Consider the following 10,892-nt stretch of genomic DNA (forward strand, 5'->3'; position numbering starts at 1 on the left):
AGCCACGATGAGGCCGCCCGCCGAAAGCCCCACGAAGAACATGAACATGGTGATGTAGAGGCCCCACGACGTGGCGTTGCTCATGCCCGTGACGCCCAGGCCGAACATGAGCTGGAATATCCAGCAACCCACGCCGCATGCCGCGACAACCGCAAGGATGATCGCAGGGATCTTGTATCTTGAAAGCATCATTGCGATTCCTCCTTAGTTGAAGTAGCGGACCTGGGGCTCGGTGCCCATCTCGGAATGCAGCTGGTAGGCGTTGCGCTCGCGGACGACGCGCGACACCTCGGAGTCCGGGTCGTCCAGATCGCCGAAGACACGCGCCTTCGACAGGCAGCAGCGCACGCACATGGGCTCGTCCCCGCGGTCGGTGCGCTCCTTGCACAGCGTGCACTTCTCGGCCACGCCCTTGGGGCGCACGGGCACGTCTTTGTCGCCGTAGTTGAAATCAGGGTCGCGCACCGGCTCGTTCCAGTTGAACACGCGCGCATTGTAGGGGCAGGCCGCCATGCACATGCGGCACCCGATGCACTTATCGTAGTCTATCTCCACGCGGCCTTTGTCGTCTTTGTACGTGGCGCCCGTGGGGCACACGCGCTGGCACGCGGGGTTCTCGCAGTGCTGGCAGGCGAGGGGAATGTGAACGCGCGAGATGTTGGGATAGGTTCCCTGCACGCCTATCTCGGTGTCGCAGCCCTCGTTCAGCACGCGGTTCCACGCCATGCCCATGGGCACGTTGTTCTGCATCTTGCACGCCATCGCGCAGGTGTTGCACCCCGTGCAGCGGCCGAGGTCGATGGCTATCGCCAGTCTGGTCATGTCTGTCACCTACGCTTTCTTCACTTCGACAAGCGTGTCGTTGAAGGGTATGACCCTTCCTTTGGCAAGCGCTTTGCCCCGAGGGTTCACCGCATCGTTCGTGACGTTCTGCAGGTTCCCGGAGACCATGTACTTGTCCCAAATGCCCTCGACGATAACCGCCATGCCGGGTTTGACCGCTTCGGTGGCCACGCATTCGCAGCTGAACGAGCCGCGGTCGTTGAACGCCTCCACCACATCGCCGGACTCCAAACCGCGCGCCTCAAGATCGATAGGGTTCATCTCGAGCGTCGGCTTGTAGTGCTGCCGCACCCAGGTGGCGTCCATGAAGTTCTGATGGATGAAGTACTTGGAACGCCGCTGTGTCATGACCAGGGGATACGTGTCACGCAGAGGATTGCCCTCGTACGCCTCGTTCGGCGCCTCCCAGTTCGGCAGCGCCTGGCCGTGCTCGATCAGGTTCTCGTAGTACACGTCGATTTTGCCCGAAGTAGTCTTGTAGGTTTGGCCGCCGTAGCTGCGCGCTATGTCGGGCTGGTTTTTCAACGCCGCCACACCGTTGCCGGCAATGACCTCGTCAAGGGTGATGCCCTTGACGGCTTTGTCCGTGGCGTTGTCAAGCTGGTAGCGCGCAAGCTCCTCCTGGGTTTTCGGCAGCTTATCGCCGTAGCCCAGGCGTTTGGCCATTTCGCGGTCAATCCAGAAGTCCGTCTTGCTCTGGAACAGCGGATCGAGCACCTTCTGCTGCAGCAGCACATGGCCGCGCAGGGCGCGCAGAAAGCCCACTTCCTCATCGCACTCGAAGTGCGAGCACACCGGCAGCACGATGTCGGCCCAGTCCACTGAGGGCGTGTGCCAAATGTCCTGGACCACTACGAAGTCGAGCGTCTTCGCCCACTCGTTCGTGCGGTTCTGGTTGCCCGCGATCTGCTGGAACGCGCCGTTTTGCACCCACATGAAGTGGATGTTGCTCTCGTCGTCGCGATAATCGACGCTCGCCTTGGGCGCGGAGGCCGTCTTGCACTCAGCGGGCAACGGCCAGCTGGCAAGTTTGCCCGCGCCGAAGATCTTCTGGTAGGCGTTCACGTACGCGCCCGCTCCCCAACCCGGAACGTCGGTGCCGAACGCCCCCACCAGCGTGGCGAGCAGAACCGCCGCATGCCCGGCGACGTCGGCGTTGTAGAACTTCTCTCCGCCGCCGAAGCCAAACGACAAGATGGAAGGGCCGTGGTTTGCGTACTTGTCGGTGATCTCGATCAGCACATCCTCGTCGATGCCGGTGGTCTGAGCCGCCCACGAGGAGGTGTAGCGCCTCTGACCCTCTTTGAGCAGCGTGAACACGGTGGCGTACCGCTCCCCGTCGATGGTGGTCTCGTGATCGAGCGCCGGCTTTACGCCCTCCGCGTCGTACGCGACCGGCGCGCCCGCGCTCTCGTCCCACACCATGAAGGGGTTCTCGCTGCCCGCCTGCTTGATGTCGTCAACAGGATTGCGGCGCAGCAGCGATCCGTCGGAGCGCTTGACGAGGAAGGGCATGCTGGTGTTCGCCTTCAAATACGGCGCGTTGTACCACTCGTTTTCCAAAATGATGGAGATCATCCCCAGGTAGAGCGCCGGATCCGTACCGGCGACCATGGGGATCCAACGCGAGCTTTTCTCGGCCGTGGTGCAGAAGTTGGGGTCGAGCGTGATGATCTCCGCCCCCGCCTCCTTGGCCTCGAAGAAGTACGGCGCCGTCACCATGCACGTCTCCAGCATGTTGCAGCCGACGTTGAGGATGGTCTTGGCGTTTTTCCAGTCCGTCACCTCGTTGGAGGAGGCGCCCTGCTGGCCCGATTCGGCCAAAGCCGGAGAAAACCCGTTGCCCAGCCCGATGTCAATGCCGCGATGCGGCTTGTCCTGCGCCCGCAGCAAACTGGGGAGGAACGTGGTCAGCGAGTCAACGGCCGACTGGATGGCTATCGCCCCCTCGCCATATTTCTCCCACGTCTCCTTCACCTTGTCGGCGATGGTGTCAAGCGCCTCTTCCCAGGTGATCTCCACGAACTCGCCCGCACCGCGCTCGCCCACGCGCTTGAGCGGCACCTGCAGGCGCTCGACGCTGTAGGTGTGCTGGATCTCCGAAATGCCCTTGAGGCAGATGGTCTCGTTGCGCTTGTCGGGCCAGTCGTTCGGCTCCACAAGCACCATGCGGCCATCGCGCACCGTGCATTTCAGATGACAGTTGCACTGGCAATGACGGTAATGGAACGTGTAGCCGTAATGTTCCTCCGGCTCGGCGTTTGCTTTCACGGGGGCCAGCCAATCGCTCGTGGACGCCATGCCGGCCGCACCGGCCAGACCCAGGCCCGCCGCTGCGGCGCCGGCCCCTTTTAGGAAGCCGCGACGCGTGCACGTCGTTTCGCCGGCGGTTGCGGCATCGGCTTCCCGAGCGCTGCGCTTCACGCGCTTCGGTTCGACTTCTCTCGCCATTCCTCCTCCTCACACTCTCGTTTGGAAGGGGCAGTTCGCGAAACGCGCCGACGGTGCCGGAACCGGGGACCGCCGCCGCGCGAGGCGATACGCGCTGCGTGCGACGGTGCCGGAGCCGAGGTCCGCAGCTTGCGCGGGACGACGTGCGCCGCGCGCGGCCTTCGGTGCGTTTGCGCAACGTGCGGAGCGATTCTTGTCGCATGTTCGCCGCACGATGCGCACAGTGCGCGATGTTGAAATTGTCTGGATTGTCTCACATGCCGAACCGCGCGGCCCTGAGCCGACGCTACACTTTTCAATGCATTCTTTGCGAAGGGTGCCGGTCTGCTTGGAGGCTTAACCGGCGCCTTTTCTCTTTTCGCCCGGCATGGGGCCTTCGGCTTCCGCGCTGCCGCGTGCCTCGCCCGCTTGCCCGGAGGCGCTCCGCCCGCTTTCCTGCGCGTTTGTTCGGCTGTTTCGCAATCCTCGTCTTTCGCTCCCGCGCATTCGCGCTTGCCCTTGCTTGCTTGAGAATCGGCCGAATTCTTCAAGTGATGTTATACGCGTTTGTCGCACGACAATCAAGAGGTGTCGTGCGACAATTTTTGAATGATTTATACTATTTTGAGGATATAGCGTAGGGATGGGGGTGCTCTCTGTCGAGATTTGAGGCAGCCACAAAGTGGTGCACGGCGCATCCTTGTGTTACAGTGCGACTCGACGGCAGCCCGCGCTGCGAGCTGGGCAGCGCCGTTAGCTAGCGAAGAAGGTCACCAAGTTACCGGTGGCCTTTCTTCTTGCGCTTGCGGGCATCACGCCGTGCTTTGGCCAAAAAGGCAAGCAGAGCCGAGAGCAGGCCAAGTATCGCCGTAGCAAACTTGACGAGTTCGGTCGCCAGATCCATGGGCAGTCACCTCCTTTCAAATGGAGGGCGCTGCCAGCACACGGAACCGCCGCCGGTGGGGGTCGCTCGCGAGTTGGTCACAAACTGCGCCCCGTGGCACTCCGGACGGCCGATCCGGCACGCCGGCGGGTCGCGTAATTTTCGTGACCTGGGATTTCGTCGGGCGCAAGGGGCGCAGAGAGCGAGAAATCGACCCCGGGCGTGCCACAGGGCATCATTTGTGACCAGCTCACGTTCGCAGAGCTTCGCGCGATGAGCGTGAGCCGAAAGCGCCGAAGGAGTGAGCGCAAGGGAGTATAATCGCCTGAACGACGCCCCTTGTAAGAACGCCTCCCTCGGCGAAAGGATCCACGATGCCCACAGTACCCGAAACCTCCGAAACGCTTTCGATCATCGTTAACAAAGCGGTCGAAAAAGCCGGCAGGCGCGTGGAGCGAAACATCGGAGGGAAACCCGTCCTCGGACCGAGGATCCTGCCCACAGGAAAAGAGTGCACGGTCACACACTACTGGAAGGCGATCTTCCCCAAAACCGTGACCAGCGCGTCAAGGAACAGAGACGTTCGCGACAAAACGCGCGAAGAACAGCTGGCCGCCTTTGCGGAGAACTGGGACATCGATCTTTCCCAAAACGGCTTCGAGAAAGCCGCGGCAAAAGCTCTGGGCACGGTCGTGGAAGACGAGGCGTTCTCGCAGCTAGCCGGAAACATAGTCTACGTGGTGTCGGACGATGGGTACCAGACCCTTCTTTACGACGAGGTGTTCAACGAAGAGCTTATCGAGGAAATGGGAAGAGCCTTCAAACGGAGACTTCGTTGCAACAGCAGGAGCATCGAGGTGTTTCGCGAAGAAGCCCGGAGGTTCCTCGCGGCATCCGACGACAGCGACGAGGAGGGCAAGCGAAAACGGACGATAGCGTACTTCCTGCTCTCTGCCCTGCTGGGACCCGGACAGTACGTCGATTGTTTCGACCCGGCAGACCAAGCGCTCAGAGCAGGGGAAACTCCCCGCTACCGCCACAATGGCGCGCACGCTCCCGCTGGTGCCGCGAAATCCCTCTTGCTGCAAGAAGTGTCGTTTTCCAACGGATCGTACACCGGCTACACGCTCCGTCGCGACCAATATCTCTTCCCGGTGGGCGATCCCGTCTTCATCGGCCGAGAGATCCCAGCCGGCGAGCACGGCATCATCCTTCCCAGCACGCTGGAGCGCGTGAGCAGACGCCACGTCCGCATCACCTACAACGGAAACGGAAGCTGGACCGTGCAAGACCTCGATTCGACATACGGGACCTTGGTTTTGCTCTATCGGAACGACCGCGTATCTCCCATCCTCATTGGAGATGGGGACCGAGAGAGCAGCGAAGTGCGAATAGGCGACGTCATCGCGTTGGGCCCCTCGTTCAACAAAGACAAGGGAGGCTTCTACCCGGACGCCGAATTGGGCATCGCCTTCCTGGTTTCCGCGGAATAGCGGACAGGGCTGCTGTCGTACATGACGCCAACATCACGCCAGGCCGTACTTGGTCAACATCGCAACCGCACCCTTGTAGCCGCTCGCAGCAGCCCGGTGCCACAAATCGGTTGCTTTGGCAATATCCCGCTCGACGCCCCGGCCGTGATAGTACAAAGCGCCCAAATTGCATTGAGATACGGCATGTCCTCGCTCCGCAGCCTGACTCCACAGCTCGGCGGCTCGCTCGTAGCTCCGCTCAACGCCGAGGGCATCACGGTACAGATAGCCTAGATTACATTGGGCCGGGATATACCCTCGCTCCGCAGCCCGACCCCACAGCTCGGCGGCTCGCTTGCAGTCCTGATCGACGCCGAAGCCGCCAAAGTAGAGGTTACCTAGGTTGTGTTGGGCTTCCACGTGCCCCTGCTCCGCAGCCTGCCCGTACAGCTCAGCGGCTCGCTTGTAGCTCCGATCAATGCCGAGGCCGTCACGGCACAGGTTGCCCAGGTTACATTGGGCCGCAGCATCTCCCCGAGCTGCAGCCTGCTCATACAACTCGGCAGCTCGCTCGTAGTCCTGTTCGACACCAAGACCTTCGCAGTATAGGTTGCCCAGGTTACATTGGGCCGCAATGATACCTTGGCCCGCAGCCCGTCCGTACAGATTGGCCGCTTCGGCGTAATCTTTTCCCACGCCCAGACCTATATCGTACAGAAGGCCCAAACGGTACTGCGCCAAAGGCTCTCCCTCGTCAGCCATTGCACGAAGCCGACTGACTGCCATCTCCGCGGAAGGGATGGCACCGCCGAAATGAACTTCAATCTCACTCATGCAACGCTTTGCTGTCCACCTTTTCGCAGGATTGTCGAGCGTCGTGTTGCGAATGAGCTCGGCAAGCATCCTAAAATCCTCGGCATCATCACCAGGATTCATCGGAAGGCCCAAGGGCACAGCCTTCACTTCAATGAAGTTTTGCAGGGCGCGCACGCGCGCCCCCTCCGTCGCCGTCAAGGAGCCCCACACGCTGCTATAGGCGCGCGCAGCGCCATCGTGGGGAAGCTTGCGATAGTAAGCGTAGTACAGCAGCGCCCCGAAGGCCCACATGTTCGAGCTGGGCTTGGAGCGAGCGTCCTCGTTGTGCGGGCACGCAGCACAACTGAACGACTCGGGCGACTCGAACCAGAAGCTGCCGGGCATTTGACGCCGCTCGGCCGGAGTAGGAGTGTACAGGCTGCGCCCGTTGGCACCCAACCGTCGGGCATTGCCGAAATCGATGAGCCCCGCCCCTTTCACGACGGGTTTTCCTTCGGTGGAGAGAACGATGCGAACGTTTTCGGTGTGCAGATCGCCATGCACGACCCCAGAACGCTCCATCGCAGCGAACGGCTCCACCAGCTTCCTGGCAAGACCCAGCACCTCGGCGGCAGACAAAAGCGCGTTTTCCGACCCAGCTAAAATGTCTATAGCCCTTTTGAAACCCACTCCCTCAACATAGCTCATAAGAAGCGCAGGGATGCGCTCTCCGTTAACCTCCAGCGTGCCCTTTCCGTAAGCTCGCGGAGCATACCCCTCCAAGCCGTCCATGCGAGAGATCCGATCATACTCCCTGTCCCGACGCATCTCGGCCCCGAAGGAGCCCCGCTCCCCCTCGAACTGCTTGAATCCTTTGCCCACCAGCGTCAAGTCGTCCCTCTCGACGGCGCACACCTTGCCGTACACGCCCTCGGCGAAGTCGAGGCCCCTGATCCTGCCCTCGGCCCATTCGTTGCCGTCCTCGTCGATGAACCGCGCCATGATCGTCCTCCGTCCTCCATGTACATCCTCGTGCGAGGCCATGCTAGCATGCCGCGCCCAGGGCCTTGCGCAACGTTGTCGCAGCGTCCTTTCGGCTATGCCAGGCCGTACTTGGCCAGCGCCGCAAGCGCGTCCTCGTGACCATGCGCGGCGGCCCGGCGCCACAGCCGAGTCGCCTCGGCAACGTCGCGCTCCGCACCCAAGCCGTTATAGAGCAGATGCGCCAGGTTGCACTGGGCTGCAGCGTGTCCCTGATCGGCTGCCTTGGCGTACCATTCGACCGCTTTGACACGATCCCTCGCAACACCTCGGCCCTTGTCGTACAGATAGCCAAGGCAGCACTGGGCCGCAGCGTCGCCCCGCTCGGCGGCGTCGCTCCACAGCTCGGCGGCCAACCGGTCGCTTCGCACGACGCCAAGGCCCCTGTAGTGCAAACGACCCAGGTTGCGCAAAGCCTCGACGCAGCCCCGCTCGGCGGCTTGGGCGTACAGTTCGGCAGCCTTTGCGTAGTCGCACGCCACGCCGATCCCTCTCTCGTATAAAAAGCCCAGTTCGCTCTGAGCTGCCGCGTTCCCCCGTTCGGCAGCCTTGCTGCACCATGCAACGGCTTTGGCGCCGTTCTGCGCAAATCCGTCTCCCCGCCTATATCGGCTTCCCAAAGCGGCCTGGCATCGGGAGATGCCAAGATGAGCGAAGGCCCAAACGAACCCTGCACGAACGAGGGAGCCCGCTTTGGACGCCTTCCCGTCGCCCGCCTGTCGCCCCGATTCCGACCCAGGGTCATCCGGCAGCGCTCCCTTGGAAACCGCGACCTGCCCGCCCGCGCCGCGCCGCCCGCCCTCTGTCGAAAAAAGCTGGTGGGGTCTGGGCGAATCGCAACTCTCGGCCACCCTTTTCTCGGAAAACTCCTCCACCCGCCTCTTGCACAGCTGCGCCGTCCAACGCCGCGAGGGGTCGTCCACCATCGTGTTGCGGATAAGGTCGGAAAGCATCCGAAAGCTGTCCTCGTTGTCGCCAGGACTCATCGGAAGCTCGAGAGGCACGGTCTTCGCCTCGATAAACGCTCTCAAGGCGCTCGCACGACCCTTTTCCGACACCGTTTCGGAACCCCATACGCTGCTGTAGGCGCGCGCGGCCCCGTCGTGCGGAAGATGGCGGTAGTAGGCGTAGTACAGCAGTGCTCCGAAAGCCCACATGTTCGAGCTGGGCTTGGAGCGAGCGCCCTCGTTGTGCGGGCACGCATCGCAGCTAAACGACTCGGGAGACTCAAACCAGAAGCTGCCGGGCATCTTGCGCTTGACAGTTGGGGTGGGAGTGTACAGGCTGCGCCCTGCGGCATCCGATTGCCGAGCGTTGCCGAAATCGATGAGCCCCACCCTCGCAACGGAAGGCCGGCCCACCGCTTCGACCGCGATCCGAACGTTGCTCGCATGCAGATCGCCGTGCGCCACACCGGCGCGCTCCATTGCAAGGAACGGCTCGACCAACTTCCCGGCAAGCTCCAACGTCTCGCTCGCCGACAAGGAAGCGACATCGGACCCAGCCAAAGCGTCAAGCGCCCTGTCGAAGCTCACTCCCTCAACGTAGGTCATAAGAAACGCCGGATGGCTCTCCCCGTTCACCTCGAGCACGCCTTTGCAGCGCACGCGCGGCGCGTACCCGCGCAGACCATCCAAGCTCGCAAGCCGGTCATACTCCCTGTCCCGACGCATCTCGGCCCCGGAGAAGCCCCGCTCCCCCTCGAACCGCTTGAACCCCTTGGCCACCAGCGTCAAGCCGTCCCGCTCGACGGCGCACACCTTGCCGTACACGCCCTCGGCGAAGTCGAGGCCCCTGATCCTGCCCTCGGCCCACTGTCCGCCCGTCTCGTCGATGAACCTCGCCATAGCCGTCCTCCACCATCGTCGACCAACCCCACACCAGCTTCCCGACTCAAAGCGGGCGGCTAAAACCCGCCGACCTCGGGGGTGTCGCAATCGCTTTGCGCGACTCGGCGCAGCACGCTCCCTCCCGATTCGACGTAGATGACGACAACCGTGGCGTTGTCGTGGCCGCATTCCACCGCCCTATCGACAAGCTCCTCGGCCGCGATGACGGCATTGAAGGATTCCGCGAGCACGCCGCGCAGCTCATCGCGTCCAAGCGCCTCCCAAACCCCGTCGGAGCATAGCAGGAACCGGTCGCCCAACTCGATGCCGACCGTTTTCGTCCTCGGCTTTAGGGCAGGCGAGTATCCCACCGCCCCGTCAAGCTCATTCGACCCGGCCCGCGTGCGACCCACCTCGGTCAAAAGCTCCAATTCCCCGTTCCTCAGAAGATACGCGACGCTGTCGCCTGCCCAGGCAAAATCCATGCTGGTCCCACGTTGCTCGGCAAGCAGCAGCGTGGCGCCGGAGTCTGGGCAGTCGGTCATCTCCTTTACCCTGATCACGGCCTCGTTCGCACTGCGGAAAGCCTCGATGCAGCCCAGGTCTGCCTCGAAAGCCGAGAACGCCCCGACGCAGGCCGCCCGCGACATGGCCTCTCCCAGCGACGCACCGCCAATACCGTCCGACAGGGCAAAATGTCTCGAAGCTCCCATCGCGTAATCGTCGTTTGTCACGCGAGGACCCCGCTGCGAGCGGACGGACCACCGCAGCACAAGGGGAACCTGCTCGGTGGGTTGCGACTCGAACGCTCCGACCTCAGCCGCCACAGCCTCGGGCCAAGGATCGGGAGTGTCGCCCTCAAGCTCGCCGAGCGCGGGCCCGAACGCTTTGACGGAAGACTCCTCGAACGCCGCCTCCTTCGGCTCGCAGCCTTCAAAGGACGTGCCAGAAACGCCAGGCGCAGAGTCAAACACTTCGGATCGCTCGACCCGCGCACGCCCTTCGGGCCCAGCCGGCCCCTCCTTCTCCAGTACGAGCGCAGCCGAAGAGAACTCGGGCGTTTCAGGCACACGAACCGCAGGGCCGAACGCTTCGGCTCCATCGAGCGCATCGGGAACGGGTCCGGAGGCCCTGACCTCGTCGATCGAGCACTCGGACTCCTCGACCCCTTCGAATGCGGCCTCGGGCGTCTTGCCCGCATCCTCGAATGGCGCGTTTTCCGGTGCGCCGTCGAACATGGACCCACCCACGCACCTCGGATTCCTCTTACCGAAAATGCCCACAGCCGCCTCCTATTCCGAATGATCGCCCTCGATGACGAACTCGTAAAACGACCCGCCGACACCGAACTGCAGCTGGTCGCCGTCCACCACGTAGCGCGTCTCGCCCTTCGACACGTCGATGACATCCTCGCCTTTGCGCAGCGCGCTTCCATGCTGCCCCAGGCACGTGTACGTCCACATCCCCCTCTTCTCATCGAATCCGAACCTTCCGTGGATCTGGCTCGCACAGCCGTTCCCCTCCATATCCAGTCCCACATCGGACAGGGAGGCGGGGGGAGGGGGAGGGGGTCGGGGAGGCACGGAACCGAATTCCCGT

Annotated in this window: 9 protein-coding genes; 1 reads left to right on the forward strand and 8 read right to left on the reverse strand. The window is 62.8% G+C overall.

Features of this window, described 5'->3' with window-relative positions:
- The 4 genes from nrfD to ACWKY3_RS03070 all read right to left on the reverse strand — a co-directional run.
- Window positions 1-189: NrfD/PsrC family molybdoenzyme membrane anchor subunit (nrfD, locus tag ACWKY3_RS03055; protein WP_449314955.1), on the reverse strand; the 189-nt coding region annotated here is incomplete at its 3' end.
- A 15-nt stretch (window positions 190-204) separates the two neighbouring features.
- Window positions 205-822 (reverse strand): 4Fe-4S dicluster domain-containing protein, encoded by a 618-nt coding sequence (locus ACWKY3_RS03060; protein ID WP_449314947.1) that lies wholly within the window; start codon window positions 820-822, stop codon window positions 205-207.
- Between the two features lie 9 nt (window positions 823-831).
- Entirely contained in the window at window positions 832-3,294 is a 2,463-nt protein-coding gene (locus ACWKY3_RS03065) for a molybdopterin-dependent oxidoreductase (protein ID WP_449314948.1), read from the reverse strand.
- Between the two features lie 757 nt (window positions 3,295-4,051).
- A complete protein-coding gene (locus tag ACWKY3_RS03070) occupies window positions 4,052-4,177 on the reverse strand; it encodes a hypothetical protein (RefSeq protein WP_449314949.1) in 126 nt (41 codons plus the stop codon).
- Window positions 4,178-4,530: 353 nt separating this feature from the next.
- Between ACWKY3_RS03070 and ACWKY3_RS03075 the strand changes: the two genes are divergently transcribed.
- Complete coding sequence (locus ACWKY3_RS03075) at window positions 4,531-5,649, forward strand: FHA domain-containing protein (protein ID WP_449314950.1); 1,119 nt, start codon at window positions 4,531-4,533, stop codon at window positions 5,647-5,649.
- A gap of 33 nt (window positions 5,650-5,682) precedes the next feature.
- Here ACWKY3_RS03075 and ACWKY3_RS03080 read toward each other — a convergent pair whose 3' ends face one another.
- From ACWKY3_RS03080 to ACWKY3_RS03095, 4 genes are all read right to left on the reverse strand, one after another.
- A complete protein-coding gene (locus ACWKY3_RS03080; protein ID WP_449314951.1) occupies window positions 5,683-7,425 on the reverse strand; it encodes a Sel1-like repeat-containing protein kinase family protein in 1,743 nt (580 codons plus the stop codon).
- A 95-nt stretch (window positions 7,426-7,520) separates the two neighbouring features.
- Entirely contained in the window at window positions 7,521-9,311 is a 1,791-nt protein-coding gene (locus tag ACWKY3_RS03085; protein WP_449314952.1) for a Sel1-like repeat-containing protein kinase family protein, read from the reverse strand.
- Between the two features lie 59 nt (window positions 9,312-9,370).
- Complete coding sequence (locus tag ACWKY3_RS03090; RefSeq protein WP_449314953.1) at window positions 9,371-10,543, reverse strand: PP2C family protein-serine/threonine phosphatase; 1,173 nt, start codon at window positions 10,541-10,543, stop codon at window positions 9,371-9,373.
- A 42-nt stretch (window positions 10,544-10,585) separates the two neighbouring features.
- A partial coding sequence (locus ACWKY3_RS03095; RefSeq protein ID WP_449314954.1) for a hypothetical protein occupies window positions 10,586-10,892 on the reverse strand: 307 nt, incomplete at its 5' end.

It is taken from the genome of Rubneribacter sp., from assembly GCF_965361815.1.

Excerpts from the sequence above, each read along its gene's own strand:
- ACWKY3_RS03060 (WP_449314947.1), bottom strand. The coding sequence starts at position 822 with ATGACCAGACTGGCGATAGCCATCGACCTCGGCCGCTGCACGGGGTGC.
- ACWKY3_RS03065 (WP_449314948.1), bottom strand. The coding sequence starts at position 3,294 with ATGGCGAGAGAAGTCGAACCGAAGCGCGTGAAGCGCAGCGCTCGGGAA.
- ACWKY3_RS03070 (WP_449314949.1), bottom strand. The coding sequence starts at position 4,177 with ATGGATCTGGCGACCGAACTCGTCAAGTTTGCTACGGCGATACTTGGC.
- ACWKY3_RS03075 (WP_449314950.1), top strand. The coding sequence starts at position 4,531 with ATGCCCACAGTACCCGAAACCTCCGAAACGCTTTCGATCATCGTTAAC.
- ACWKY3_RS03080 (WP_449314951.1), bottom strand. The coding sequence starts at position 7,425 with ATGGCGCGGTTCATCGACGAGGACGGCAACGAATGGGCCGAGGGCAGG.
- ACWKY3_RS03085 (WP_449314952.1), bottom strand. The coding sequence starts at position 9,311 with ATGGCGAGGTTCATCGACGAGACGGGCGGACAGTGGGCCGAGGGCAGG.